The sequence below is a fragment of the Pseudomonas sp. PMCC200344 genome, assembly GCF_030053095.1.
Taxonomy (GTDB): domain Bacteria; phylum Pseudomonadota; class Gammaproteobacteria; order Pseudomonadales; family Pseudomonadaceae; genus Aquipseudomonas; species Aquipseudomonas svalbardensis.
On record NZ_CP125618.1, the window covers coordinates 1,919,899 to 1,945,494 of the forward strand.

Below are 25,596 nucleotides of genomic sequence, written 5' to 3' on the forward strand. Positions count from 1 at the left end.
CAGCCCCCAACTTTGATGACAACCCGCCGCCGACCCTTCAGGTCGCGGCCACTGCCATCTGATTGGAGTTTGATGACCATGAGTGTGGAAACTCAAAAGGAAACCCTGGGCTTCCAGACCGAGGTGAAGCAGCTGCTGCACCTCATGATCCATTCGCTGTATTCCAACAAGGAAATTTTCCTTCGCGAATTGATCTCGAACGCCTCTGACGCTGTCGACAAGTTACGTTTCGAAGCCCTGTCCAAGCCTGAGTTGCTGGAAGGTGGCGCCGAACTGAAAATCCGTGTGAGCTTCGACAAGGACGCTAAAACCGTCACCCTCGAAGACAACGGTATCGGCATGAGCCGTGAAGATGCGATCACCCACCTGGGTACCATCGCCAAATCCGGCACTGCCGATTTCATGAAACATCTCTCCGGCGATCAGAAAAAAGACTCGCACCTGATCGGTCAATTCGGTGTGGGTTTCTACTCTGCATTCATCGTCGCCGATAAAGTCGACGTGTTCAGCCGTCGTGCCGGTGCTGCTGCCACCGAAGGCGTGCACTGGTCGTCCAAGGGTGAAGGCGATTTTGAAGTTGCCACCGTTGATAAAGCCGAGCGCGGCACTCGCATCGTCCTGCACCTGAAGTCCGGTGAAGACGAATTCGCCGATGGCTGGCGTCTGCGCAACATCATCAAGAAGTACTCCGACCACATCGCTCTGCCGATCGAGTTGCCGAAAGAAGTGGCAGCCGTTGAAGGCGAAGAGCAACCGGCCGTTGAATGGGAAACCGTCAACCGCGCCAGCGCCCTGTGGACTCGCCCTCGCACTGAAGTGAAAGACGAGGAATACCAGGAGTTCTACAAACACGTCGCTCATGACTTCGAAAACCCGCTGAGCTGGAGCCACAACAAGGTCGAAGGCAAGCTCGAATACAGCTCGCTGCTCTACGTGCCGGCTCGTGCTCCATTCGATCTGTACCAGCGTGAAGCGCCGAAAGGCTTGAAACTGTACGTGCAGCGCGTGTTCGTGATGGATCAGGCAGAGTCGTTCCTGCCGCTGTACCTGCGCTTCATCAAAGGCGTGGTCGATTCCAATGACCTGTCGCTGAACGTGTCGCGGGAAATCCTGCAGAAAGACCCGATCATCGATTCCATGAAGTCGGCGCTGACCAAGCGCGTTCTCGACATGCTGGAAAAGCTGGCGAAGAACGAGCCTGAGCAATACAAGAGCTTCTGGAAAAACTTTGGCCAGGTCATGAAAGAAGGCCCGGCAGAAGACTTCTCCAATAAAGAGAAAATCGCTGGCCTGCTGCGTTTCGCATCGACCAGCGGTGATGAAGGCGAGCAAGTGGTGGGTCTGGCCGAATACCTGGCTCGCGCCAAGGAAGGTCAGGACAAGATCTACTACCTGACCGGCGAAACCTACGCGCAAGTCAAGAACAGCCCGCACCTGGAAGTCTTCCGCAAGAAAGGCATCGAAGTGCTGCTGTTGACCGACCGCATCGACGAGTGGCTGATGAGCTACCTCAGCGACTTCGACGGCAAGAGCTTTGTCGACGTGGCGCGGGGTGACCTGGACCTGGGCAACCTGGATTCGGAAGAAGACAAGAAAGCTGCGGAAGAAGTCGCCAAGTCCAAAGAAGGTCTGGTTGAGCGACTGAAAACTGCGCTGGGCGATTCCGTCGCTGAAGTGCGGGTTTCCCATCGTCTGACCGACTCCCCGGCGATTCTGGCCATCGGCGAGCAGGACCTGGGCATGCAGATGCGTCAGATCCTGGAAGCCAGCGGTCAGAAGGTTCCGGAATCGAAGCCGATCTTCGAATTCAACCCGGCTCACCCGCTGATCGAGAAGCTCGACAACGAGCAGAGCGACGAACGCTTCGGCGACCTGTCGCACATTCTCTTCGATCAGGCGGCGCTGGCCGCCGGCGACAGCTTGAAAGACCCGGCCGCGTACGTGCGCCGCCTCAACAAGCTGCTGGTTGAACTGTCGGTTTAACTGCGTTGTACAAAAACCCGCTTCGGCGGGTTTTTTTATTCTGGTGTCTTTTACTGGGAGTTAGTCATGAGCCAGATCACTGTTCGTTCCGTCACTTATCAGATTGATGGCCAGTCGTATGAAAGCCGTCTGGCGTTCGATGCCGACCACAAAGGCCCACGCCCCGGCCTGTTGATGGCGCCGAATTGGATGGGCGTCAGCGCCGGTGCCGAGGAAATTGCCAAGTCTGTGGCGTCCAAGGGTTATGTGGTGCTGATCGCGGACCTCTACGGCCAGTCGGTCCGTCCGCAGAACGGCGACGAGGCGGGTGCAGCCATGATGCCGCTCCAGCATGACCGGCCGTTGTTGCGCAAACGCATGCAAGCAGCGTTCGATCAGTTGCAAATCCAGGACGAAGCGGCGGTCGATACCTCGAAGCTGGCGACGTTTGGTTTCTGCTTCGGCGGTTGCTGCGCCCTGGACCTGGCTCGCACCGGCGCGCCGGTGAAAGCAGCGGTGTCTTTCCACGGAACTCTGGATTCGCCGAATCCGGCGGATGCCAGGAACATCAAAGGTTCGGTGTTGGTGCTGCACGGTGCATCCGACCCACTGGTGCCGAAAGAGCAGTTGCCGGCGTTTGAAGATGAAATGAGCGCGGCGGGCGTGGATTGGCAACTGCTGAGCTACGGCGGCGCGGTGCACTCCTTCACCGATCCGCATGCCAATGTGCCGGGCATGATGATGTATGACGCGAAGACGGCGGGGCGTGCGTTTGCGTCGATGCACAACTTGCTGGATGAAGTGTTTAAAGGCTAAAAGCGAAAAGCTTCCCTCACCCTAACCCTCTCCCGGAGGGAGAGGGGACTGACCTATGGGGATGTTTGAAATATTGCGACCTGAAAGATTGAGTCGAACTCAGTTTGAAAAAGCCCCCGATCTGCTCCCCTTTCCCCCTCTCCCCATTGGGGCGGTCCGACGTTTCGGGAGGGCTGGGGTGAGGGGTCGATTTTCAGCCTGACGCTACCTACCGAGGCAACTCAATCCTGTCACTTTCCCCCGGCACCGTCGGCCAATCCCCGGCCGCCCAACGTCGCCGCGCTTCATCGATCAACGCCGGATCGCTCGCCACGAAGTTCCAGTTGATCCGGCGCGGCCCATCCAGCGGCGCACCACCAAACAGCACGGCATGACAGTCGCTTTCAGCGAACAGCGTCATCTCTTCCCCAACCGGCAACACCACCAGCGAATGCGGATCTATCAGCTCGCCATCCAGTTGCACCTCGCCGTCCAGCACATACAACGCCCGCTCTTCATGCTCGGTTGGAATCAGCAAGGTGGTCGCCGTTTGCAGGTTCAATTCGGCATATAGCGTTGGAGAAAGCACCGGGACCGGTGATTCCAGGCAAAAGCCTGACCCGGCAATCATCCGGATCTTCACCCCCAGGTTATCGCTGACCGGCAGCGTGGCCGCCGGATGGTGACTGTAGTGTCCGGGACCGTGCTCTTTATCTTTTGGTGAGGCCAGCCAAATCTGTAAACCGTGCATGGTGAAGCCGCTGTCTTTCAACGCCTCGGGCGTGCGCTCGACGTGGGCAATCGCGCTGCCCGCCGTCATCCAGCTGACATCACCGGCCTCCACCACTTGGTCAGAACCGAGGCTGTCCTTGTGCTGGATTTTTCCTTCGAACAAGTACGTGAGGGTCGACAGACCAATGTGCGGATGCTGACGGATGTTCATGCCTTTTCCCGCCCCATAACGGGTTTCGAGCATATGGTCGAAAAACACGAAAGGCCCGACGCTGCGGCATTTGGCTGACGGCAGTGGGCGAAGAATTGGCTGGCCTTCGACATCTTCGGCGCGGGGACGGATCACGAGCGGAGTGTTCATGCTGCATTCCAGGCTGAGCGGGTAATGCGTGGAGCATAACCCGCTTGCGCAGCCCTTGCCGCTATTGGCTGAAGGCACCTTCAGACAGGTGCGTTTCGATGCTGACGTCGGTGGTGGTCATCAACTTGTGGACCGGGCAACGGTCGGCCACGCGGTGCAGCTCATCGCGCTGAGCGTCGGTGAGCACACCTTTGAGTGTCAGTTTGACGTGGAGGGCATATTTACCTTTCTGCTCTTCACTGTTGTCACGTTTGACTTCGACCGTGATACCGGTCAAAGGGATGTCTTTCTTCTTCGCGTACATCTTCAGGGTCAGGGCCTTGCAGGCACCCAGGGCCGCGTCGAAGTAATCGTGTGGCTCGGGCGCCGAGCCTTCGCCGCCGGCGAGTGTCGGTACGTCGGCAAAGAGTTCATGGTCATCAATCTGTACGCTGTGACGAAAACCTTCGGTGGAGACGGTGTTGACGGTGACAGTCATGGGAAACCTCGTAGGCAACAGGAAAAGTCATTCGGTCAAAAAAGACCTTGAAGTTATAGAGCACTCCTCCTGTTACGCGTTCCACTTTCTTGCGTGCCCATTCCCGAGCGCTGAATCGTTACCGCCCGTCGATCGAAGTAGTTGGGCGTTTTGATATCACGTTTTCGTCTTACGCAAAATTTTCCCGGGCCGATACCTTCTAAAGCAACCCGCTGCAGGGTTGATGCAGCGCTTATGGAAGGAACCAGAGCAATGAGTATCAGAAGTCTCAATATTGCGCCGCGCGCGGGCCTGGGTTTTGGCCTGCTGGCGTTGATGGTGTTTGGATTGGGGGCGTTCGCCCTGCTGCAAATGTCGAAAATGCGCGCGCAGTCCGATCAGGTCGATGACAACTGGCTGCCCAGCGTGATGGCGGTCGGGGAGATGAATCAGGACATGCTGCGGCTGCGGGCATTGACCATGCGCCTGCTGATCAATCGGGACCCGCAGGCGCTGGCGCAAAACGTCAGCAAACTCGACGAGCTCAAAGGCGTCCTGGGTGAGCCTCAGCAGTGGTATGACGCGCTGATCGTGCTGCCCGAAGAGCGTGTGCTGTTCGACCGCTTCAAAGTCTCGGAGCAACACTACCTGCAGTTTCAGACGCAGGTGATGACGCTGTCTGCTCAGGGACGGGTGGAAGAGGCGGCCGCCATCCTCAATGGCGAGATGAGTCCGTTGGCCGATGAAATCGCCGCCACCCTCAAGGCATTGGTCGAACTGAACAAACACAACGCTAACCTGGCGACGGAGGCGGGGCGCCAGGTGTTCAGCCATTCGCGGGTCTGGGTCGGGGTGATGATCGGCCTGACGGCGCTGATGACCATCGGCCTGGCGCTGCTGCTGACCCGCAGCATCGTCGTGCCGCTTTCCCAATCGTTGAAGGTGGCTGAAGGGGTGGCTGGCGGCGATCTCACCGGTGATATCAGCATCACCGGCAAGGACGAGCCGGCGCGGCTGTTGCACGCGCTCAAAAGCATGCAGGGGAGTTTGCGCGAAACCCTGCGGCGTATCTCCGACTCATCCAGCCAATTGGCCTCGGCCTCGGAAGAACTCAGTTGTGTGACTGAAGAGGCCACCCGGGGCCTGCATCAGCAGAGCCTGGAAATCGACCAGGCCGCCACGGCGGTGAATCAGATGACCGCTGCGGTGGAGGAGGTGGCGAGCAATGCGGTGGCCACGTCCGAAGCGTCTCGGGAATCCGACCGGATCGCCCAGCACGGTCGCGAGCAGGTGCATCAGACCGTGTTGTCCATCGAATCCCTGGCCGACGATGTCACGGCCAATGCGACCCAGGTCGAGGACTTGGCGCTGAAAGTCTATGGCATCAGCAAAGTCCTGGATGTGATTCGCTCGATTGCCGAGCAGACGAACTTGCTGGCCCTGAACGCGGCCATCGAAGCGGCGCGGGCCGGGAGTGCCGGGCGCGGCTTTGCGGTGGTGGCCGATGAAGTGCGGGCGCTGGCGCACCGGACGCAGCAATCGACCCAGGAAATCGAGCAGATGATTACTGGCATCCAGCAAGGCACCGACGCTGCGGTCAGCTCGATGCAGCAGAGCAACACGCGCGCGCGTTCGACCCTGGAAGTGGCGAAAGCCGCCGGCACGGCGCTGGAGGAAATCGCCACGGCGTTTACCCTGATCAATGAGCGCAACCTGGTGATCGCCAGCGCCTCAGAGGAACAAGCGGCTGTCGCGCGCGAGGTGGATCGCAACCTGATGAACATTCGCGATCTGGCGTTGCAGACGTCGGCCGGGGCGAATCAAACCAGTGCCGCGAGCCAGGAGCTGTCTCGGTTGGCGGTCGATCTGAATACGATGGTGGCGCGGTTTTCGGTCTGAACGCCGAGCGGATTTGTCGTTCCTGCGACGCTACCGGCTGGCTGTGCAAGGTTGCGGGTGGCGCCATCCCGGCCTATGGTCCAAGCGATGCTTTGCCTGCGACTGGCGCGCGATGACTCGCCGCCGGTTGCTGTCCATCCAGTGCTGATTTGCGTAGCGAGGTGACGACATGCCCACCGACTCCCGACCCGCCGTACTCGAACTGATCGGCAATACGCCGCTGGTGCGCGTCAGCCGTTTCGATACCGGCCCGTGCACGCTGTTCCTCAAACTCGAATCGCAGAACCCCGGCGGTTCGATCAAAGATCGCATCGGCCTGGCGATGATCGACGCCGCCGAGCGCGATGGCCGCTTGCGTCCCGGCGGCACCATCGTTGAGGCGACCGCCGGCAACACCGGCCTTGGCCTGGCCCTGGTCGGCCGTGCCAAGGGTTACCGAGTGGTGTTGGTGGTGCCGGACAAGATGTCCACCGAGAAGGTTTTGCACCTCAAGGCGATGGGCGCCGAGGTGCACATTACCCGCTCCGACGTCGGCAAGGGCCATCCCGATTACTACCAGGACGTTGCGGCGCGGCTGGCGCTGGAAATTCCCGACGCTTTCTTCGCCGATCAATTCAACAACCCGGCCAACCCGCTGGCCCACGAATGCAGCACCGCGCCGGAGATCTGGGCGCAGACTCAGCATGATCTGGACGCCATCGTCGTCGGCGTTGGCTCGGCCGGTACGCTGACCGGGCTGACCCGTTTCTTTCGCCGCGTGCAGCCGGAGCTGGTCATGGTGCTGGCCGATCCGGTCGGCTCGGTGATGGCCGAATACAGCCGCAGCGGCACCATGAGCACGCCCGGCTCCTGGGCGGTGGAGGGCATCGGCGAGGACTTCATTCCGTCGATTGCCGACCTGTCCAGCGTGCGCCACGCGTATTCGATCAGCGATGAGGAAAGCTTCGATCATGCCCGCCAACTGCTGCGCGCCGAAGGCATTCTCGGCGGTTCCTCGACGGGCACACTGCTGGCGGCGGCGCTGCGTTACTGCCGCGAGCAAACCGAGCCGAAGCGGGTCGTCAGCTTCGTCTGCGACACCGGCACACGCTACCTGTCAAAGGTCTATAACGACCAGTGGATGAACGATCAGGGCCTGCTGCAGTACAAACATTACGGCGATCTGCGCGACCTGATCTCACGGCGCTTTGAGGATGGCCGGGTGATCAGCGTGGGCCCGGACGATACGCTGCTCACCGCGTTCCAGCGCATGCGCCTGGCTGATGTGTCGCAACTGCCGGTGCTGGAGGGCGGGCAGCGGCTGGTCGGTGTGATCGACGAGTCCGACATTCTGCTTGGCATGCAAGAAGATGCTTCGCACTTTCGCGCGAGCGTGGCCAGCGCGATGACCGATCAGCTGCAAACCCTGCCTCCAAGCGCCAGTCTGGCGGAACTACGGGCGGAGCTCGACCGTGGGCTGGTGGCGATCATCGCCGACGCTTCGGGCTTCTACGGCTTGATTACTCGAGTCGACATGCTCATTCACCTACGGAGATCGCTTACATGAGTCAACACGATGAAAACGCTGTGCCACGCGCCTTCGCCACCCGTGTGATCCATGCCGGGCAAACGCCCGACCCTTCCACCGGCGCGCTGATGCCGCCGATTTATGCCAACTCCACCTATTTGCAACAGAGCCCCGGAGTGCACAAAGGCTTCGACTACGGGCGCTCGCACAACCCGACGCGCTTTGCGCTGGAGCGTTGCGTTGCGGACCTCGAAGGCGGCACCCAGGCCTTCGCGTTCGCCTCCGGGCTGGCGACGATTTCCACCGTGCTCGAATTGCTCGATGCTGATTCGCACATCGTCTCTGGCAATGACCTGTACGGCGGTACTTTCCGCCTGTTCGATAAAGTGCGCCGGCGCAGCGCCGGGCATCGCTTCAGCTTCGTCGACCTGACTGATGTGTCGGCCTTCGAAGCGGCGCTGCAGGACGACACGCGGATGGTCATGGTCGAGACGCCGAGCAATCCTTTGCTGCGCCTCACTGACCTCGTTGCCATCGCCCGCATCTGCCGCCAGCGAGGCATCATTTGTGTGGCCGACAACACCTTTGCCAGCCCATGGATACAGCGCCCGCTGGAGCTGGGCTTCGACATCGTGCTGCACTCGACCACCAAATACCTGAACGGCCACTCCGATGTGATCGGCGGCATCGCGGTGGTCGGACAAAACGCAGACCTGGCGGAGCGCCTGGGCTTCCTGCAGAACGCGGTGGGCGCGATCGCCGGGCCGTTCGACGCTTTCCTCACCTTGCGCGGCGTTAAGACCCTGGCGCTGCGCATGGAACGCCACTGCAACAACGCGCTGGACCTGGCGCAATGGCTGGAGCGTCAACCGCAGGTGGCGCGCGTCTATTATCCGGGGCTGCCGTCGCACCCGCAGCATGAACTGGCGCAGCGGCAGATGCGCGGTTTCGGCGGGATGATATCCCTCGACCTGAACACCGACCTGGCCGGTGCCACGCGTTTCCTCGAGAGTGTACGGATCTTTGCCTTGGCCGAGAGCCTGGGCGGTGTGGAAAGCCTGATCGAGCACCCGGCGATCATGACCCACGCCAGCATCCCCGCGGATACTCGTGCGCAACTCGGCATCGGTGATGCGTTGGTGCGGTTGTCCGTGGGGGTCGAGGATGTCGAAGACCTGCGCGCCGACCTGGCACAGGCGCTGGCGCGGATCTGAATTTCAGCAGGCAAAAAAAATCCGGAACCCTTATCGGATTCCGGATTTTTGTGTCGGGCCGGATCAGTTGCCTTTGACAGCCTTGCCGTTGACCGTACCGTCGAGGAGCATGATGTTGTACTCCTTGCCGTCGGTTTCAACCTGTTGCAGACGAACCAGCAGGTAATCCCAGTCTTTGGCGAACCACAGGACGGTGATGCGCTTGCTTTGTGTCGGGTCGCGCACGCGCTCGACCTTGATTGCTTCGATCTGGCCAGCTTTGGTGTCGACCTTTTCCGAACCCAGCACGCGGAAATCATAGGTATCGACTTCACCATCGTCGACGACTTGATAGCTCATGCTTTTCTTGCCAGCGGCCACGTCGTGCTGCAGGGCGAGCTGATAAGTGGATTTGTCGACCATGCCGCGGTTGAGCGGGATCTTGACCGGGTCACCGCGATCGGTGCCGGTGACCATTTTGTTGGTCCAGTCAAAATCCAGGTCAGCCTTCTTGGCTTTGCCCAGGCCGCCACGTTCGAAGTGGTAGGACTGCGGCAGCAGGGTATCCTTGTCCAGGGTCAGGGTGCTTTCTTCGGTCAGGCTGGCGATCATCATCGAGGCCTTGAAGCTGAGCTTCCAGGCGCCGTTGGCTTGCTTGGTCAGGCTGCGTTCAGCGGTGCCGCTCATGGGCAACTGCTTCCAGTCAGCGGTGTAGCTGGCGGAGAAAGGTTGAAGTTCTGCAGCCTGCGCAAATGGCAGTGCGAGCAGAGCGCAAGCGAAGAGCAGGGCGCGACGCATAAAATCTCCTAGGTTCGAATCAAGTGGCCGCTGGCCGCGAGTAACTTTCCATCCAGTAAAGCACCTTGCTCGCCGAGTGATAAACGACCTTCGGCAAACCAGCGTACAGCCAACGGGTAGATCAGGTGTTCCTGGGTATGAACTCGCTGCGCCAGACTCTGCGGCGAATCGTGCAACTCTACCGGTATTACTGCCTGTACGACCAGTGGTCCGCCATCGAGTTCCTCGGTGACGAAGTGCACGGAGCAGCCGTGTTCGGTATCGCCGGCTTCCAGCGCGCGCTGATGCGTGTGTAACCCTTTGTATTTGGGTAGCAGCGAGGGATGGATGTTGAGCAGGCGACCCGCGTAGTGGCGCACGAAGTCAGCGCTGAGAATGCGCATGAAGCCGGCCAGTACCACGAGTTTGGGGTTGAACGCGTCGATCTGTTCGATCAGCGCGGCATCGAAGGCCTCGCGGCCTTCGAAAGCCTTGTGATCCAAGGTGCGGGTGTCGATACCCGCGTCCCTGGCGCGTTGCAGGCCGTAGGCGTCGGCGCGGTTGGAAATCACCGCAGCGATGCGGGCCGGGCTGTCGCCGGTCCGCGTGCTGTCGATCAAGGCCTGCAAGTTACTGCCGGTGCCGGACAACAGCACCACCACATCACAGGTCTGGGACATCCGCTCTTGCATCAGTGTGCCTTGAGGTTCTTCAGTTCAACCGAGGCCGCGCCTTCGGCAGCGGTGGAGATCTGACCGATGACCCAAGGCTGCTCGCCGGCTTCACGCAGGACGTTCAGCGCGGTTTCTACGTGCTCTTGAGCGACGCAGATGACCATGCCGACGCCGCAGTTCAACACGCGGTGCATTTCGTTTTCGTCGACGTTGCCTTTCTCTTGCAGCCAGTCGAACACGGCAGGTCGGGTCCAGCTCGCGACGTCAACCACGGCTTGTGCGCCTTTTGGCAGAACGCGCGGGATGTTGTCCAGCAGGCCACCACCGGTGATGTGGGCCATGGCTTTGACCGCGCCGGTTTCCTTGATCAGCTTGAGCAGCGGCTTCACGTAGATACGGGTCGGGGCCATCAACAGGTCGGTCAGCGGTTGGCCGTCGAGCTGGATGTTTTCGATGTCGGCACCTGACACTTCGATGATCTTGCGGATCAGCGAGTAGCCGTTGGAGTGCGGGCCGGAAGACGGCAGGGCGAGCAGGGCATCGCCGGCAGCGACTTTGGAACCGTCGATGATTTCGGATTTTTCCACGACGCCGACGCAGAAGCCGGCCAGGTCGTAGTCTTCGCCTTCGTACATGCCAGGCATTTCAGCGGTTTCGCCGCCAACCAGGGAGCAGCCGGACAATTCACAGCCAGCGCCAATGCCGGTCACGACTTGTGTCGCGGTTTCGACGTTGAGTTTGCCGGTAGCGTAGTAGTCGAGGAAGAACAGCGGCTCGGCGCCGCAGACCACCAGGTCGTTCACGCACATGGCAACCAGGTCGATGCCGATGCTGTCGTGCTTGTTCAGGTTCAGTGCCAGGCGCAGCTTGGTGCCGACGCCGTCAGTGCCGGAAACCAGTACTGGCTGCTTGTAGCCGGCCGGGATTTCGCAGAGGGCGCCGAAACCGCCCAGGCCGCCCATGACTTCCGGGCGCGCAGTGCGCTTGGCGACGCTCTTGATGCGTTCGACCAATGCTTCACCGGCGTCGATGTCTACACCGGCGTCCTTGTAGCTCAGGGAGGGTTGCTTGCTCATGATCCAGGCCTTTAGGGGGGATTCAGGGGTAACGACCGAGTCCAGTGGGACCACCGAAACTGACGAAGGCGATTGCCATCCGCGAATTTCAGGGTGCCCGGCTGTTGCCGGTCTGCGAAGGCGCGCGATTTTATCAGGCTTGAGGGGCAGCGGCCATCCTCAGGCCGACGGCAGGGGCATATCAGCTTAAAAAAACCTTCATTGCCCGTGTTGGCCGCCTCCTTCATGGCTGTATAAGGTATCGCTATTAACCGTCTATCGTTAGGACAGTGCAAAAACTTGCCGGGGTCGGGTGAATGTTTTGCTTGGGGGCGTGGTCACAGCCTTGCTCAATCCGGTTCACGCGGCCTGTTCCAGCCGCTCTTGTCGTCAGGAATCCTCCATGCGCTTTTTTTCTAGATTTTTGTTTGCGGGCTGTTTGTCATTGGTCAGCCTGGCGAGTCATGCCGAAACCGTCAAAAGCCTGTATCAGGTGCGTCAGCCTGTCAGTGGTCAAACCCCGGAAGTGCGCGATCAAGCGACTCAGCAAGCGCTGGATACGTTGGTGTTGCGTCTGACCGGCGATCCCAAGGCTGCGCAAAGCCCGGGGTTGGCGGCACTGCGCAAGGACCCGCAGCAAATCATCAGTCAGTACGGCTTTGACGCTGGCCCGCCGGAAGTGCTGAAGATCGATTTCGACCCGGCCACCACCGAGCAAGCGTTACGCCGTGCCGGGCTGTCGTTGTGGGGGGCGAACCGGCCTTCGATCCTCGGCTGGTGGTTGAACGATTCCACCGAGGGTTCGAGTCTGGTCGGCGATGGGCAGGCCAGTGCTGCACCGCTGCGTCGAGCAGCGCAACACCGTGGTTTGCCGCTGCGCCTGCCGCTGGCGGATCTGAGTGAGCAGATTGTCGCCACGGCACCGAATCTGGAAGGTACGGACGCGACGCCACTGCGCGGCGCATCGGAGCGTTACAACGCTGACGCCTTGCTCGCGGTGCATGCCCGTGAAGAGGGCGGACAGTGGCAGGCCAAGTGGCAGTTGTGGCTGGGCGACAAGAAGGAGGCGGGCAGTGTTCAGGGCGCGGATCAGGCTGCTGTGGCTGATGCGGTGATGCTGGCAGTCAGTCAACGGCTGGCGCCTCGTTTTGTGGTCAAGCCAGGTGCTTCGGGTGAACAATTGCTCGAAGTGCAGGGCGTGAACCTGGAGCGTTACGCGGCACTTGGGCGCTTGCTGGAGCCGTTTGGTGCGCGTCTGCAAAGTGTCGACGGCGACCGGATTCTCTACCGGGTCAATGGCAGCGCCGAGCAATTGAGGGCGCAATTGTCGTTGGCGAAGTTGCAGGAAGTTCCAGCCGGTGAAGCGCCGGCGCCAGTAGCACCGGCTCAGCCGGCCGAGGGTTCGGCACCGGTAGTAGCGCCGACTCCGGCACCTGTGCCGCAGTTGCGATTCCGTTGGTAACGGTTTTCTTTCTTTATATAGATGCATATGGAGTGGTACATGGCCGATACGCGGCGTTGGTTCTGGTTGGGTGGGGTGGTTCTGCTCTGCGTGTTTGTCTGGTTGTTGCATCCGATTCTGACCCCGTTCCTGGTCGCGTTGCTGCTGGCCTATCTGTTCGATCCGCTGGTGGATCGGCTGGAGAAGGCCGGCCTGTCTCGGACCTGGGGCGTGGTGGCGGTGTTTGCGCTGTTCACCCTGATCTTCACGACCTTGCTGCTGGTGTTGATACCGATGCTCGCCAAGCAGCTGTTTCGTTTGTACGAACTGACGCCGCAGATGCTCGATTGGTTGCAGCACACCGCACTGCCGTGGGCGCAATCGAAATTTGGACTGTCGGATAATTTCTGGAAGTTCGACAAGCTCAAGGCTGCGATCAGTGAGCACATGGGCCAAACCACTGACATTGTCGGTGTTGTGCTGAGTCAGGCAACGGCCTCCGGCCTCGCATTGATTGGCTTGCTGGCGAATCTGGTGCTGATCCCGGTGGTGGTCTTCTATTTGCTGCGGGACTGGGACCTGATGATGGCCAAGATCCGCAGCCTGCTGCCCCGTGATCGCGAAGAGCGTGTCGTGACCCTGGCAGGTGAATGCCATGAAGTGCTGGGTGCATTCGTGCGCGGGCAGTTGCTGGTCATGGTGGCATTGGGCGTGATCTACGCGGCCGGCCTGATGTTGGTAGGGCTGGAGCTAGGGCTGTTGATCGGGTTGATTGCCGGTCTGGCGGCGATCGTGCCGTACATGGGGTTTGTCATCGGGATCGGCGCGGCCTTGATTGCCGGTCTGTTCCAGTTCGGCGGCGATCTGTATCCCATGTTCGGTATCGTCGCGGTGTTCATGGTGGGGCAGGCGCTGGAAGGCATGGTGCTGACGCCATTGTTGGTGGGGGACAAGATCGGTCTACACCCGGTGGCGGTGATCTTCGCGATTCTGGCAGGGGGCGAACTGTTCGGATTTACCGGTGTGCTGCTGGCATTGCCAGTGGCGGCGGTGATCATGGTGCTGGTTCGCCATATGCATGATTTGTATAAAGATTCGGGTATGTACAGCGGGGTTGATGAGCCCGAGATTTAACAGGGCCTGATCAAGCATCGCGGGCAGCCTGGTTCCATGCCAGGTTGACCCGAATCCCTCGCGCGGCTGTCACATGCGCCGCCAAAGAAACTGTCATAAAACCAGGGCGTTAACGCAAACCTTTGATTTTGCTTGTGGTCTGTCGCATTGTGCGACCCGCCTCACGGGTATAAACTTCGCAAACTTTACACAGAGGCCACTAACGGTTCCTTTGGAACTGTTCAGTCAGCATGAAACCGATTCAGCTGCCCCTAGGTGTGCGTCTGCGTGATGACGCTACCTTTATCAATTACTATCCAGGCGCCAATGCCGCTGCACTCGGCTATGTCGAGCGGCTATGCGAAGCCGACGCCGGCTGGACCGAAAGCCTGATTTATCTCTGGGGCAAGGACGGGGTAGGGCGTACGCATTTGTTGCAGGCGGCCTGCCTGCGCTTTGAACAGCTGGGGGAGCCGGCGGTGTATTTGCCGTTGGCCGAACTGCTTGATCGCGGCATCGCCATCCTCGACAACCTCGAACAGTACGAACTGGTCTGCCTGGATGATTTGCAGGCGGTGGCCGGTCGGGCGGATTGGGAAGAGGCGCTGTTCCATCTGTTCAATCGTCTGCGTGACAGCGGTCGACGCCTGTTGATCGCCGCTTCGACATCCCCGCGTGAGCTGCCGGTGAAGCTGGCGGACCTCAAATCCCGTCTGACGTTGGCGCTGATCTTTCAGATGCGTCCGCTCTCCGACGAAGACAAATTGCGTGCCTTGCAACTGCGGGCATCTCGTCGTGGATTGCACCTGACCGATGAAGTCGGGCATTTTATTTTGACCCGCGGTACGCGCAGCATGAGTGCACTTTTCGAGCTGCTTGAGCGTCTCGATCAGGCCTCCCTTCAAGCTCAGCGCAAGCTGACAATTCCGTTCCTGAAAGAAACGTTAGGCTGGTAAAACCAAGGGCCTGCAGCGGGTTTAGGCATATTTCAGGCGTCAAGAATTTCGCTTTCCTACAGGGTTGCAGGCTGCGCGACTGTCTAAAACGGGCTTCAGCGCTTAGATGTAAACGCGAAACCAAGAAGTCACATAAAGTTCGATTGAATTTGCAAATGAGGATGATAGTAGGCATAGTCTCGGCTTCTTTAGAACTATCAGTCACGGTCGTGCCCATGCTAAATCGCTTTGCACCCCTCGTGCCCCTCGCACTCGTCACCCTGTTGTTCGGTTGCGCTGCTCACTCCCCAGTGTCCCAGCAAGAGCAACAACAGCAGGTTAAGAATTCTGCTACCGCCCAATCTTCCGCTCTTTATCAGCAAGCTCTTTTCCAGGAAGAGGCGGCCACCGAAAAAGAACTGGCAGACTTCGCCGGCGGCAAGTCGTACCAGCTTCCCGTTCTTGCTGACAGCATCCTCGAACGCGGCATGTCCCTGATAGGTACCCGTTACCGTTTCGGCGGCACCTCCGAAGCTGGCTTTGATTGCAGCGGCTTCATCGGTTACCTGTTTCGTGAAGAAGCCGGCCTGAACCTGCCACGCTCCACTCGCGAAATGATCAACGTCGACGCTCCGCTGGTTTCTCGCAGCAAACTGGAGCCGGGCGACTTGCTGTTTTTCGCCACCAATGGCCGTCGCGGCCGCGTCAGTCACGCCGGGATCTACCTGGGTGACAACCAGTTCATCCATTCCAGCAGCCGTAAAAGCGGTGGTGTCCGGATCGATAGCCTGGGCGACAGCTACTGGAGCAAAACCTTCATCGAAGCCAAGCGCGCACTGGCGATGGCACCGACTGCGGCCCCGACGATCGTCACGGCTCGCAAGTAAACGGACTTTTTGTAAGGTGAACTTAAAGTCTTACTTGAAGTTTGCCACGTAGCAGCTAGAATCCTGATCTATTATTGATGGCAAACCGCCTGCGTCCTGCGCAGGCGGTTTTCTTTTCTGCGCCCCCTGCAGAAAAAGCCGCAGCCAGATCAGGATGCTCTGCATATGTCGACGTCGGCCCGCCTCGCAATCATGTTCTTCGCAGCGCTGCTCAGCGCCTGCGCCAGCCGTACACCGCCTCCTGCGCCGGTGGTTCGCGCTCCCATTATTTTCAGTTCCTCCCAAGCATTCTCCCCTGAGGCAGAAGACGTATTGTTCCGCGCGCTCGGCCTGGTGGGCACGCCGTATCGTTGGGGTGGCAACACGCCGGATTCGGGTTTCGATTGCAGCGGGCTGATCGGTTATGTCTATCGTGACGTCGCCGGCATTTCTCTGCCGCGTACCACGCGCGAGATGATCAGCATGCAGGCGGCCAGCGTGGGCAAGGAAGGCCTGCAAACCGGTGACCTGATCTTCTTCGCCACCAATGGCGGTTCTCAGGTCAGTCACGCCGGGATCTACGTCGGCGAAGGTCGCTTCGTCCATGCGCCGGCCACCGGCGGCACGGTGAAGCTCGACAGCTTGTCCAAAGCTTACTGGCAGAAAGCCTATCTGAGTGCCAAGCGCGTCTTGCAACCTGAGCACTTGGCACGCAACCCATAAATTGCAGAGGTTGTCATGACCGCTCGCACCCTCAATCTCGACGATTCTCTGTATCAATACCTGCTCGACGTTTCATTGCGCGAAACGCCGTTGCTCAAGCGTTTGCGTGACGAAACCCAGGCGCTGCCCATGGCTCGCTGGCAGGTGGCGCCGGAGCAGGGGCAATTCCTCGCGCTATTGGTGAAACTCACCGGTGCCAAGCGTCTGCTGGAAATCGGCACCTTCACCGGTTACAGCGCGTTGTGCATGGCGGCTGCATTGCCGGATGACGGTTCGCTGATCTGCTGTGACATACCCGGCGACTACAACGCCATCGCGCGCTGTTACTGGCAGGAGGCGGGTCTTGCCGAGCGGATCGATCTGCGTCTGGCGCCCGCGCTGGAAACCCTGGCTCAGCTGGATCAGCAAGTGCCATTCGACCTGATCTTCATCGATGCCGACAAAGCCAACTACCCACGCTATCTGGAGCACGCATTACGTCTGCTGCGCATCGGCGGTCTGGCGGTGTTTGATAACACGCTGTGGAGTGGCCGGGTGCTTGAGGACAATCCCGAGAGCGAAGACACCCGAGCCATCCAGGCGCTCAATCGCGCCTTGAAGGATGACCCGCGTGTGGATCTGTCGCTGTTGCCATTGGGCGATGGATTGACACTGTGCCGCAAGCGTTAGGCGTTTACTTGGCCGCCGACACGCGCCACACCTTGTTGCCCACGTCATCCGCCACCAACAAATCACCCTGCTGGTCAATCACCACACCCACCGGCCGGCCCATGGCTTTTTCCTCGTCATTGAGGAAACCAGTAAGCACATCCACCGGCTGTCCAGTCGGCTTCCCTGCGCTGAACGGTACAAAAATCACTTTATAGCCACTGTGCGGTTTACGGTTCCATGAGCCATGCTGGCCGATGAACGCCCCTTCCTTGAACTGCGCCGGCAGTCTGTTGCCTTCAGCAAACGTCAGGCCCAGCGATGCGGTATGCGGGCCGACCGCGTAGTCCGGCGCAATGGCCTTGGCCACCAGGTCGGGGTTTTGCGGCTCGACGCGGATGTCGACGTGCTGACCGTAATAACTGTAAGGCCAGCCGTAGAACCCGCCGTCCTTCACTGAAGTGATGTAGTCGGGCACCAGATCACTGCCGATTTCATCGCGCTCGTTAACCGCCGTCCACAGTGCGCCGCTTCGAGGTTCCCAGGCCAGGCCGTTTGGATTACGAATCCCCGAGGCGAAGATTCGATGATTGCCGGTGGCGCGATCCACTTCCCAGATCGCCGCGCGACCTTCTTCCTTGTCCATGCCGTTTTCGGCCACGTTGCTGTTGGAACCCACCGTGACGTACAGCTTGCTGCCGTCCTTGCTGGCGATGACGTTTTTGGTCCAGTGATGATTCAGCGTACCGCCCGGCAGGTCGATCACCTTCATCGGCTGTGACTTGATCGCCGTCTCGCCGTTTTCATAGTGGAAGCGCAGCAAGCGGTCTGTGTCAGCGACGTACAGGTCATTGCCGACCAGGGTCATGCCGAAGGGCGAGTTGAGGTTTTCCAGGAACACCGTGCGGGTTTCGGCGACCCCGTCGTGATCCTTGTCCCGCAGCAGCGTGATGCGGTTCGGGCTCGGTACGCCGGCGCCGGCACGGCCCATGACTTTGCCCATGACCCAGCCACGAATACCTTTGCCGTCATCGGGTTTGGGTGGTGCGTTGGTTTCGGCGACCAGCACGTCGCCGTTGGGCAACACGTAGAGCCAGCGCGGGTGGTCGAGACCATCAGCAAAAGCCGCCACCTGAGTCCCCGTCGCGGCGATAGGTTTCGCGCCGTCCGGCCAGCCAATCGCCGGGGCGATGTTCACTGTCGGGATCAGGGTTTTGTTGGGTTCTGGTAGCTTGGGTGACGGGCCGGTGCCGTCGGAGACTTGCAGCCTGGAGGTTTCACCACAGGCGGCAAGCCCTCCGGCGAGCACGATGACGAGAGCGAGCTGAGGCTTGCGCATGCTGATCTTCCCTATGAATGCATTGACCTAATCAATAGAGAAGCGCAGGTGCGCGATGGTTCAACCGGTCAGCCGCGGGCTTCCTTGAACAGCACGGCGATGCCGGGGTGATAGTTGCCGGCTTCGTTGCGCAACTTGCGATACGCGTAGGGGAAATACCAGGCCACCGCGCAGGTGTGTTCCTTTTGCAGGTCGTCGACCATGTCCTGGAGTTCTTCCGGAGTAGCGCTTTGTTGGGCCTTTTGCGGCGCAACGAACAGGCAGCCGAGTTTCAGGTCGCTGGCGTAGCTGATGCGCTTGGCGTCGCTGGTGATGTCCTGCAATGCTTGAGTCAGGTTCAGGCTGTTGACGCGTGGCCAGCGCTGGGTCGCCTGAAGGTAAGCGCGTTCTTCGCTGGTCGCGATAAACAGGTCGGCGCGGCCATTGCGTTCGCCTTCTTCGGTCTGTTTACGGGTCGGTGTTTGTTGCAGCGTAACCATTTCTGCCATCCAGGCCGCGGCGGAAAGCAGGCCCAGGTTGGCCTTTTCGTCGAACCAGTAAGGCGTGTCGTTATCGCCGCGCACGGCGTTGTAGCGGTCGATACAGTCAAACCAGCGTTCCAGCACCGGGCGCAGGAATTCCAGCTTCGGATTGCTGATGATCATGCCTTGCATGCGGCTCACCCTTGTTATTGTGTTGTGAGGTTATGGCTCTTTGATATCACTGCTGAGAGTGTGGCACAAGATTGGCGTCAGATAATTGATCGGCGGCAGTTATTCGCTCGCAGGCCGCCCGTCTTCAATTGACGCTCCATCCCCAACCCTCTAACCTTCGCGGCTTGTTTCAGGTGCTCTGTGACCTTGGTCGACAGAGTGAAACAGGGAAGCCGGTGAGTGACGATCTTCAAATGACGAAGAGCCATGATCCCGGCGCTGCCCCCGCAACGGTAAATGAGTGAAGACTGCGCCTTGAGCCACTGTGTCGACTGTCGACATGGGAAGGCGCGCAGTCAGGCAAAACGCCGCTCATGAGCCCGGAGACCGGCCTGATCCATCCAGCGGCATCACGGTGGGCGATGCCAGGCTTTTTGCCGTCTATTCTTGTGCCTGCCCGCCGTTATCCAGCCTCAACGGAGAGCTCCCCCATGACTGATACCCCCGATCGTGACGAACGTCATCTGGCGCGCATGCTGCGAAAAAAAGCCGTGATCGACGAACGCATCGCCAATTCCCCGAATGAATGCGGCCTGCTGCTGGTGCTGACCGGCAACGGCAAAGGCAAAAGCAGTTCGGCCTTCGGCATGCTCGCCCGGTCCATGGGCCACGGCATGCAGTGTGGCGTGGTGCAGTTCATTAAAGGACGCAGCAGCACCGGCGAAGAACTGTTCTTCCGGCGCTTCCCGGAACAGGTGCGTTTTCATGTGATGGGCGAGGGCTTCACCTGGGAAACCCAGGATCGCCAGCGTGACATCGCCGCCGCTGAAGCCGCGTGGGCGGTGTCCCGCGAATTGCTGTGTGATCCGTCGATCGGCCTGGTGGTGCTGGATGAATTGAACATCGCGCTCAAGCACGGTTATCTGGATCTCGATCAAGTGCTCAGCGACTTGCAGGCCCGTCCGCCGATGCAGCACGTGGTGGTGACCGGTCGCGGCGCCAAGCCGGAGATGGTCGAACTGGCCGACACCGTCACCGAAATGGGCGTGATCAAGCACGCATTCCAGGCCGGGATCAAAGCGCAAAAAGGCGTCGAATTGTGAGTCAGCCACGTCATTGCCCGGCGGTATTGATTGCCGCGCCGGCCTCCGGTCAGGGCAAGACCACCGTGACCGCCGCGCTGGCCCGTTTGCATCGCAATCAGGGGCGCAAGGTGCGCGTGTTCAAATGCGGCCCGGATTTTCTCGACCCTATGATTCTCGAGCGCGCCAGCGGTGCACCGGTGTATCAACTGGACATGTGGATGGTCGGCGAGCAGGAAAGTCGTCGACTGTTGTGGGAAGCCGCCGGCGAAGCCGATCTGATCCTCATCGAAGGCGTCATGGGCCTGTTCGACGGTACGCCGTCCAGCGCAGATCTGGCGCGGCACTTCGGTGTGCCGGTGCTCGGTGTAATCGACGGCACGGCCATGGCCCAGACCTTTGGCGCACTGGCGTTGGGGCTGGCGCGTTATCAGCCGGACTTGCCGTTTGCCGGTGTGCTGGCCAACCGCGTCGGCACCCTGCGTCACGCGCAATTACTGGAAGGCAGCCTCACTGAAGGTTTGCGCTGGTACGGCGCGTTGTCCCGGGAAACCGGGATCGAATTGCCGAGTCGCCATTTGGGTCTGGTTCAGGCCAGTGAGTTGAACGATCTCGATCTGCGCCTCGATGCGGCGGCCGATGCACTGGCCAGCAGTTGCGAAGTCGCGCTGCCACCAGCGGTGGAATTCGCCGCCCCTGATGTCATCGCTGCCGAGCCGTTGCTGGCCGGTGTGCGGATTGCTGTGGCCCGTGACGAAGCGTTTGCCTTCACCTACGGTGCCAGCCTGGATTTGCTCCGCGCCATGGGCGCCGAGTTGTCGTTTTTCTCGCCGATCCGTGACACGCAATTACCGGAGGCAGATAGCCTCTATCTGCCGGGTGGTTATCCCGAATTGCACCATGTAGCGCTGTCACAGAACACCACGATGCTGGCCGCAATCCGCGCTCACCATGCGGCGGGGAAACCGTTGTTGGCCGAGTGCGGCGGCATGCTGTATCTGCTCGATTCTCTGACGGATGTCGAAGGTACCCGTGCTGAACTGGTCGGCTTGCTGGCCGGTGATGCGGTGATGCAAAAGCGTCTGGCCGCGTTGGCGTTGCAGGCAGTTGAGTTGCCAGAAGGTTCGTTGCGCGGGCACACCTATCACCATTCGCTAACCAGCACCGAACTTGAGCCAATCGCTCGTGGCCTGAGCCCGAACGGTGGGCGAGGCGCAGAGGCGGTTTATCGTGAGGGGCGGATGACGGCTTCTTATGTGCACTTTTATTTCCCATCCAATCCGACTGCTGTAGCCGCATTGTTTGCGCCTGACCTTGAGGCCGCCATCGCGAGCAGGCTCACTCCCACAGGGGACCGCGTTTCTTCAGACAGCACACCTTCCAATGTGGGAGCGAGCCTGCTCGCGAAGAGGCCATGACTGACAACGCCTTCTCCGAAGCTGAGCGCGCGGCGGTCTACCGAGCCATCGGCGAACGCCGCGACATGCGTCATTTCAGCGGTGGCACCGTCGAGCCGGAGTTACTGCGGCGCCTGCTCGAAGCTGCGCATCAGGCACCGAGTGTCGGTCTGATGCAGCCCTGGAGGTTCATTCGCATCAGCGATCGAGCCCTGCGCGGCAAGATCCAGTTATTGGTGGAAGAAGAACGCATCCGCACCGCCGAAGCCCTCGGCGAGCGCACCGACGAATTCATGAAGCTGAAAGTCGAAGGCATCAACGACTGCGCCGAAGTGCTGGTCGCTGCGCTGATGGACGATCGCGAGCGCCACATCTTCGGCCGACGCACCTTGCCGGAAATGGATTTGGCCTCGTTGTCCTGCGCGATCCAGAACCTCTGGCTGGCCTCCCGCGCTGAAGGATTGGGCATGGGCTGGGTGTCGCTGTTCGAGCCGCAAGCCCTGGCGGACCTGCTGGGTTTGCCGGCCGGAGCCAAGCCGTTGGCCGTTCTTTGCCTGGGGCCGGTCAAGGAATTCTATCCGGCGCCGATGCTGGTACTTGAAGGCTGGGCGCAGGCGCGTCCGCTCAGTGAGTTGCTGTACGAAAATTATTGGGGAGTAAGTCAATGAGTGTGGCGTTGTTGAGTGTCGCCGCGGTTGCGCTGGATGCGCTGCTGGGTGAACCCAAACGCTGGCATCCGCTGGTGGCGTTCGGCCGTTTTGCCGATCGCATCGAGCAACGTTTCAATGGTGAGGGTCGCGGCTGGCGCAGCCATGGCGTCACTGCCTGGGTGATCGCGGTGTTGCCGCTGACCCTGCTGGCCACGGCGTTTTCCTGGGCGCCCTATGTCGGTTGGATCGTCGAAATTCTCGTGCTCTATTGCGCCCTCGGTATGCGCAGCCTCGGTGAACACGTCGAACCGGTGGCCAAGGCTCTACGCAGCGATGATTTGGACGAGGCGCGCAAACGGGTCAGCTATCTGGTCAGCCGCCAGACCAGCGAACTGGATAAAACCGAAGTCGCCCGCGCCGCCACCGAATCCGTGTTGGAGAACGGTAGCGACGCAGTATTTGCCGCGTTGTTCTGGTTTGCCGTGGCCGGCGCGCCTGGCGTGGTGCTCTACCGTTTGAGCAACACGCTGGATGCGATGTGGGGTTATCGCAATGAACGCTTCGAGCGTTTCGGCTGGGCCGCGGCAAAGATCGACGACGTCCTCAACTATATTCCAGCACGCCTGGTGGCGCTGACCTACGCGCTGCTGGGCAAAACCCGACTGGCGCTGAAATGCTGGCGTACTCAAGGCCCGACCTGGGACAGCCCGAATGCCGGTCCGGTGATGGCGGCCGGAGCCGGTGCGCTCGGTGTCGAGTTGGGCGGGGCGGCGATTTATCACGGTGAACTGCATCAGCGTCCGCCGCTAGGCGAAGGCGTGCCGGCGGATGCCGACTCCATCGACCGCGGCTGGCAATTGGTCCAGCGCGGGGTATGGTTATGGTTGCTGATACTCTGCGTGGGGGCTGAATTTTATGCTTGAGCACGGTGGTCGGTTACGCAAGGCGGCGCTCGATTACGGCATCGCCGAAGCCGATTGGCTCGACCTGTCCAGCGGCCTCGCGCCCTGGCCGTTTCCGGTCCCGGAGATTCCGTTGCGGGCCTGGGCGCGTTTGCCGGAAACCGATGACGGTCTGGAGCAGGCGGCCTGTGATTATTACGGCGCCGCTCAGGTGCTGCCGGTGGCCGGTTCGCAAATGGCGATCCAGCTGCTGCCGCGTTTGCGCCGGGTCGGCAAGGTCGGCGTGCTCTCGCCGTGTTACGCCGAACACGCCGAAGCGTGGCGCCGTAATGGCTACATCGTGCGTGAAGTGCTGGAGCAGGAAGTCGACTTCTTTCTCGACAGCCTCGACGTGCTGGTGGTGGTCAACCCGAACAATCCTACCGGCCTGAGCCTGACACCGAGTCGGCTGCTCGACTGGCATTCGCGGCTGGCCCAACGTGGTGGCTGGCTGGTGGTAGACGAGGCGTTCATGGACAACACACCGCAGCTGAGCCTCGCACCTTTTTCCAATCAGGTCGGGTTGATCGTGCTTCGTTCCTTCGGCAAATTTTTCGGCCTGGCCGGTGTGCGCCTGGGTTTTGTGCTGGCCGAGCGCAAGTTGCTCAAGTTGCTGGCTGAGCAAGTGGGACCGTGGGCGGTCAGCGGGCCGACACGGGTGCTGGGGCAGGCCTGTCTGCTGGATACCGAAGGGCATGCCCGGCAACGGGTTCGCGCTGATGAAGCCAGTGAACGTCTGGCGCTGCTGCTTGAACACCACGGTTTCAAACCCCAGGGTGGCTGCGCCTTGTTTCAATGGCTGATCACCGACAGCGCCGAAGTCCTGCATGAGTTCATGGCCCGGCGCGGCATTCTGTTGCGGTTGTTCACGCACAACAGCAGCCTGCGTTTCGGTTTGCCCGCCGATGAAGCCGACTGGACACGTCTCGCGCAAGCGTTCGAAGCCTACGCTAGGGAAACCCAATGACTACGTTGATGGTGCAGGGCACCACTTCCGACGCCGGTAAAAGTACGCTGGTGACGGCGTTGTGCCGCTGGGTCACGCGTCAGGGTGTGAGCGTCGTGCCGTTCAAGCCACAGAACATGGCGCTCAACAGTGCCGTGACCGCCGACGGTGGCGAGATCGGTCGTGCGCAAGCGGTGCAGGCTCAGGCCGCCAACCTTGAGCCGCACACCGACATGAACCCGGTGCTGCTCAAGCCCAACAGCGATACCGGCGCTCAAGTGATCATCCATGGCCGCGCGGTCACGACGATGAACGCCGTCGCGTATCACGACTACAAAGCCATCGCCATGCAAGCAGTGCTGGCCTCTCATGAACGGCTGAGCGCCGCGTATCCAGTGGTCATGGTCGAAGGCGCGGGCTCGCCGGCCGAGATCAATCTGCGTGCCGGTGACATCGCCAACATGGGCTTTGCCGAGGCCGTGGATTGTCCGGTGCTGCTGATCGCCGATATCAATCGCGGCGGGGTTTTTGCGCATCTGGTGGGCACGCTGGAGCTGCTGTCGCCCAGCGAGCAGGCGCGGGTCAAAGGCTTCATCATCAACCGGTTTCGCGGTGATATCGCTTTGCTGCAACCGGGTCTTGACTGGCTGGAAGCGCGCACCGGCAAACCGGTGATCGGCGTTCTGCCTTACGTGATGGACCTGCACCTGGAGGCCGAGGACGGCATTGACCAGCGTCAGACCGACAAGGCCGACCAGGTGCTGAAAGTGCTGGTGCCGGTGCTGCCGCGCATCAGCAATCACACCGATTTCGATCCGCTGCGCCTGCATCCGCAGGTGGATCTGCAATTCATCGGCCCCGGCCAGGCGATTCCACCGGCCGACCTGATGATTCTCCCCGGTTCGAAAAGCGTGCGCAGCGACCTCGCGTATCTGCGGGCCAATGGCTGGGACACTGCGATCAGTCGTCATCTGCGTTATGGCGGCAAAGTGCTGGGCATTTGCGGTGGTTTGCAAATGCTCGGCGAGCAGGTCCACGATCCGCTGGGCCTCGAAGGTGCACCGGGTTCCAGCGCTGGTTTGGGCTTATTGACGTTCGAAACCCAGCTCGAAGAAGAGAAGCAATTGCGCAATGTGCGCGGGCGTCTGGCGCTCGAAGACGCGCCGGTCAGCGGCTATGAAATTCACGCCGGCGTGACCACCGGTCCGGCGTTGGAAAACGCCGCGGTGCAGTTGGACGACGGTCGCTGCGACGGTGCGCAAAGTGTGGACGGGCAGATATTCGGCACCTATCTGCATGGGCTGTTTGAATCGCCCGCGGCGTGCAGTGCGCTGTTGCGCTGGGCAGGTTTGCAGGCGGTGCAGGACGTGGATTATCACGCGTTGCGTGAGCGCGATATCGAACGGCTGGCGGATCTGGTGGAGAAGCATCTTGATACCGGGTTGTTGCGTGAGCTCTGTGGGTTTTAAAG

Annotated in this window: 24 protein-coding genes and 1 riboswitch; of the genes, 17 read left to right on the plus strand and 7 right to left on the minus strand. The window is 60.4% G+C overall.

Features of this window, described 5'->3' with window-relative positions:
- Nucleotides 1-78: 78 nt before the first annotated feature.
- Together htpG and QFW87_RS08625 are read left to right on the plus strand one after the other, a co-directional pair.
- Nucleotides 79-1,983 (plus strand): molecular chaperone HtpG, encoded by a 1,905-nt coding sequence (gene htpG / locus QFW87_RS08620; protein WP_283190269.1) that lies wholly within the window; start codon nucleotides 79-81, stop codon nucleotides 1,981-1,983.
- Between the two features lie 66 nt (nucleotides 1,984-2,049).
- Nucleotides 2,050-2,778, plus strand: a complete 729-nt coding sequence (locus tag QFW87_RS08625; RefSeq protein ID WP_283190270.1) for a dienelactone hydrolase family protein — start codon at nucleotides 2,050-2,052, stop codon at nucleotides 2,776-2,778.
- 208 nt (nucleotides 2,779-2,986) lie between these two features.
- Here the strand turns inward: QFW87_RS08625 and QFW87_RS08630 are convergent, their stop codons facing one another.
- Both QFW87_RS08630 and QFW87_RS08635 read right to left on the minus strand, forming a co-directional pair.
- A complete protein-coding gene (locus tag QFW87_RS08630; protein ID WP_283190271.1) occupies nucleotides 2,987-3,850 on the minus strand; it encodes a pirin family protein in 864 nt (287 codons plus the stop codon).
- A 61-nt stretch (nucleotides 3,851-3,911) separates the two neighbouring features.
- Entirely contained in the window at nucleotides 3,912-4,328 is a 417-nt protein-coding gene (locus tag QFW87_RS08635) for an OsmC family protein (protein WP_283183621.1), read from the minus strand.
- A 252-nt stretch (nucleotides 4,329-4,580) separates the two neighbouring features.
- Here QFW87_RS08635 and QFW87_RS08640 point away from each other — a divergent pair, with 252 nt between their 5' ends.
- The 3 genes from QFW87_RS08640 (at nucleotide 4,581) to QFW87_RS08650 (ending at nucleotide 8,927) form a co-directional block, all read left to right on the plus strand.
- Nucleotides 4,581-6,206: a methyl-accepting chemotaxis protein gene (locus tag QFW87_RS08640; RefSeq protein WP_283190272.1), complete on the plus strand. Its 1,626-nt coding sequence runs from the start codon at nucleotides 4,581-4,583 to the stop codon at nucleotides 6,204-6,206.
- Nucleotides 6,207-6,375: 169 nt separating this feature from the next.
- On the plus strand, nucleotides 6,376-7,752 hold the full coding sequence (locus QFW87_RS08645; RefSeq protein ID WP_283183623.1) for a pyridoxal-phosphate dependent enzyme: 1,377 nt from the start codon (nucleotides 6,376-6,378) through the stop codon (nucleotides 7,750-7,752).
- The gene (locus QFW87_RS08650) at nucleotides 7,749-8,927 is read left to right on the plus strand and encodes a PLP-dependent aspartate aminotransferase family protein (protein WP_283183624.1); all 1,179 of its coding nucleotides are present in this window, start codon (nucleotides 7,749-7,751) and stop codon (nucleotides 8,925-8,927) included. Before QFW87_RS08645 ends, QFW87_RS08650 begins: the two co-directional genes overlap by 4 nt.
- 63 nt (nucleotides 8,928-8,990) lie before the next feature.
- On the opposite strand, the gene QFW87_RS08655 is transcribed toward QFW87_RS08650, so the two are convergent.
- The 3 genes from QFW87_RS08655 to purM are packed head-to-tail and all read right to left on the minus strand — an operon-like array spanning nucleotide 8,991 to nucleotide 11,433.
- A complete protein-coding gene (locus tag QFW87_RS08655; protein WP_283183625.1) occupies nucleotides 8,991-9,704 on the minus strand; it encodes a DUF3108 domain-containing protein in 714 nt (237 codons plus the stop codon).
- Nucleotides 9,705-9,712: 8 nt separating this feature from the next.
- On the minus strand, nucleotides 9,713-10,363 hold the full coding sequence (gene purN / locus QFW87_RS08660; protein WP_008148637.1) for a phosphoribosylglycinamide formyltransferase: 651 nt from the start codon (nucleotides 10,361-10,363) through the stop codon (nucleotides 9,713-9,715).
- Nucleotides 10,364-10,374: 11 nt separating this feature from the next.
- The gene (gene purM, locus QFW87_RS08665; protein WP_283183626.1) at nucleotides 10,375-11,433 is read right to left on the minus strand and encodes a phosphoribosylformylglycinamidine cyclo-ligase; all 1,059 of its coding nucleotides are present in this window, start codon (nucleotides 11,431-11,433) and stop codon (nucleotides 10,375-10,377) included.
- A gap of 382 nt (nucleotides 11,434-11,815) precedes the next feature.
- Here purM and QFW87_RS08670 point away from each other — a divergent pair, with 382 nt between their 5' ends.
- The 6 genes from QFW87_RS08670 to QFW87_RS08695 all read left to right on the plus strand — a co-directional run bounded on the left by QFW87_RS08670 (nucleotide 11,816) and on the right by QFW87_RS08695 (nucleotide 17,159).
- On the plus strand, nucleotides 11,816-12,874 hold the full coding sequence (locus tag QFW87_RS08670; protein ID WP_283190273.1) for a DUF2066 domain-containing protein: 1,059 nt from the start codon (nucleotides 11,816-11,818) through the stop codon (nucleotides 12,872-12,874).
- Nucleotides 12,875-12,913: 39 nt separating this feature from the next.
- Nucleotides 12,914-13,987 (plus strand): AI-2E family transporter, encoded by a 1,074-nt coding sequence (locus QFW87_RS08675; protein WP_283190274.1) that lies wholly within the window; start codon nucleotides 12,914-12,916, stop codon nucleotides 13,985-13,987.
- Between the two features lie 230 nt (nucleotides 13,988-14,217).
- Complete coding sequence (hda, locus tag QFW87_RS08680) at nucleotides 14,218-14,922, plus strand: DnaA regulatory inactivator Hda (protein WP_008148645.1); 705 nt, start codon at nucleotides 14,218-14,220, stop codon at nucleotides 14,920-14,922.
- Between the two features lie 215 nt (nucleotides 14,923-15,137).
- On the plus strand, nucleotides 15,138-15,788 hold the full coding sequence (locus tag QFW87_RS08685; RefSeq protein ID WP_129442322.1) for an NlpC/P60 family protein: 651 nt from the start codon (nucleotides 15,138-15,140) through the stop codon (nucleotides 15,786-15,788).
- Nucleotides 15,789-15,953: 165 nt separating this feature from the next.
- On the plus strand, nucleotides 15,954-16,490 hold the full coding sequence (locus tag QFW87_RS08690) for a C40 family peptidase (protein ID WP_129442324.1): 537 nt from the start codon (nucleotides 15,954-15,956) through the stop codon (nucleotides 16,488-16,490).
- Nucleotides 16,491-16,505: 15 nt separating this feature from the next.
- The gene (locus tag QFW87_RS08695; RefSeq protein WP_283183629.1) at nucleotides 16,506-17,159 is read left to right on the plus strand and encodes a class I SAM-dependent methyltransferase; all 654 of its coding nucleotides are present in this window, start codon (nucleotides 16,506-16,508) and stop codon (nucleotides 17,157-17,159) included.
- Nucleotides 17,160-17,163: 4 nt separating this feature from the next.
- Here the strand turns inward: QFW87_RS08695 and QFW87_RS08700 are convergent, their stop codons facing one another.
- Nucleotides 17,164-18,477 (minus strand): sorbosone dehydrogenase family protein, encoded by a 1,314-nt coding sequence (locus QFW87_RS08700; RefSeq protein ID WP_283190275.1) that lies wholly within the window; start codon nucleotides 18,475-18,477, stop codon nucleotides 17,164-17,166.
- Between the two features lie 68 nt (nucleotides 18,478-18,545).
- Nucleotides 18,546-19,130: a hypothetical protein gene (locus tag QFW87_RS08705; RefSeq protein WP_283183631.1), complete on the minus strand. Its 585-nt coding sequence runs from the start codon at nucleotides 19,128-19,130 to the stop codon at nucleotides 18,546-18,548.
- 154 nt (nucleotides 19,131-19,284) lie between these two features.
- A riboswitch (cobalamin riboswitch) is annotated at nucleotides 19,285-19,520 on the plus strand.
- 80 nt (nucleotides 19,521-19,600) lie between these two features.
- Between QFW87_RS08705 and cobO the strand changes: the two genes are divergently transcribed.
- The 6 genes from cobO to QFW87_RS08735 are packed head-to-tail and all read left to right on the plus strand — an operon-like array spanning nucleotide 19,601 to nucleotide 25,594.
- On the plus strand, nucleotides 19,601-20,212 hold the full coding sequence (gene cobO / locus QFW87_RS08710) for a cob(I)yrinic acid a,c-diamide adenosyltransferase (protein ID WP_283190276.1): 612 nt from the start codon (nucleotides 19,601-19,603) through the stop codon (nucleotides 20,210-20,212).
- On the plus strand, nucleotides 20,209-21,609 hold the full coding sequence (locus QFW87_RS08715; protein ID WP_283190277.1) for a cobyrinate a,c-diamide synthase: 1,401 nt from the start codon (nucleotides 20,209-20,211) through the stop codon (nucleotides 21,607-21,609). The genes cobO and QFW87_RS08715 overlap by 4 nt, the downstream gene beginning before the upstream one ends.
- Nucleotides 21,606-22,256: a 5,6-dimethylbenzimidazole synthase gene (bluB, locus tag QFW87_RS08720; protein ID WP_283190278.1), complete on the plus strand. Its 651-nt coding sequence runs from the start codon at nucleotides 21,606-21,608 to the stop codon at nucleotides 22,254-22,256. Before QFW87_RS08715 ends, bluB begins: the two co-directional genes overlap by 4 nt.
- Nucleotides 22,253-23,161, plus strand: coding sequence for an adenosylcobinamide-phosphate synthase CbiB (gene cbiB, locus QFW87_RS08725; protein WP_095130118.1), 909 nt, complete (start codon nucleotides 22,253-22,255; stop codon nucleotides 23,159-23,161). Before bluB ends, cbiB begins: the two co-directional genes overlap by 4 nt.
- Nucleotides 23,154-24,146 (plus strand): threonine-phosphate decarboxylase CobD, encoded by a 993-nt coding sequence (gene cobD / locus QFW87_RS08730; RefSeq protein WP_283183635.1) that lies wholly within the window; start codon nucleotides 23,154-23,156, stop codon nucleotides 24,144-24,146. The genes cbiB and cobD overlap by 8 nt, the downstream gene beginning before the upstream one ends.
- Entirely contained in the window at nucleotides 24,143-25,594 is a 1,452-nt protein-coding gene (locus QFW87_RS08735; RefSeq protein WP_283190279.1) for a cobyric acid synthase, read from the plus strand. The genes cobD and QFW87_RS08735 overlap by 4 nt, the downstream gene beginning before the upstream one ends.
- The last annotated feature ends 2 nt before the right edge of the window (nucleotides 25,595-25,596 follow it).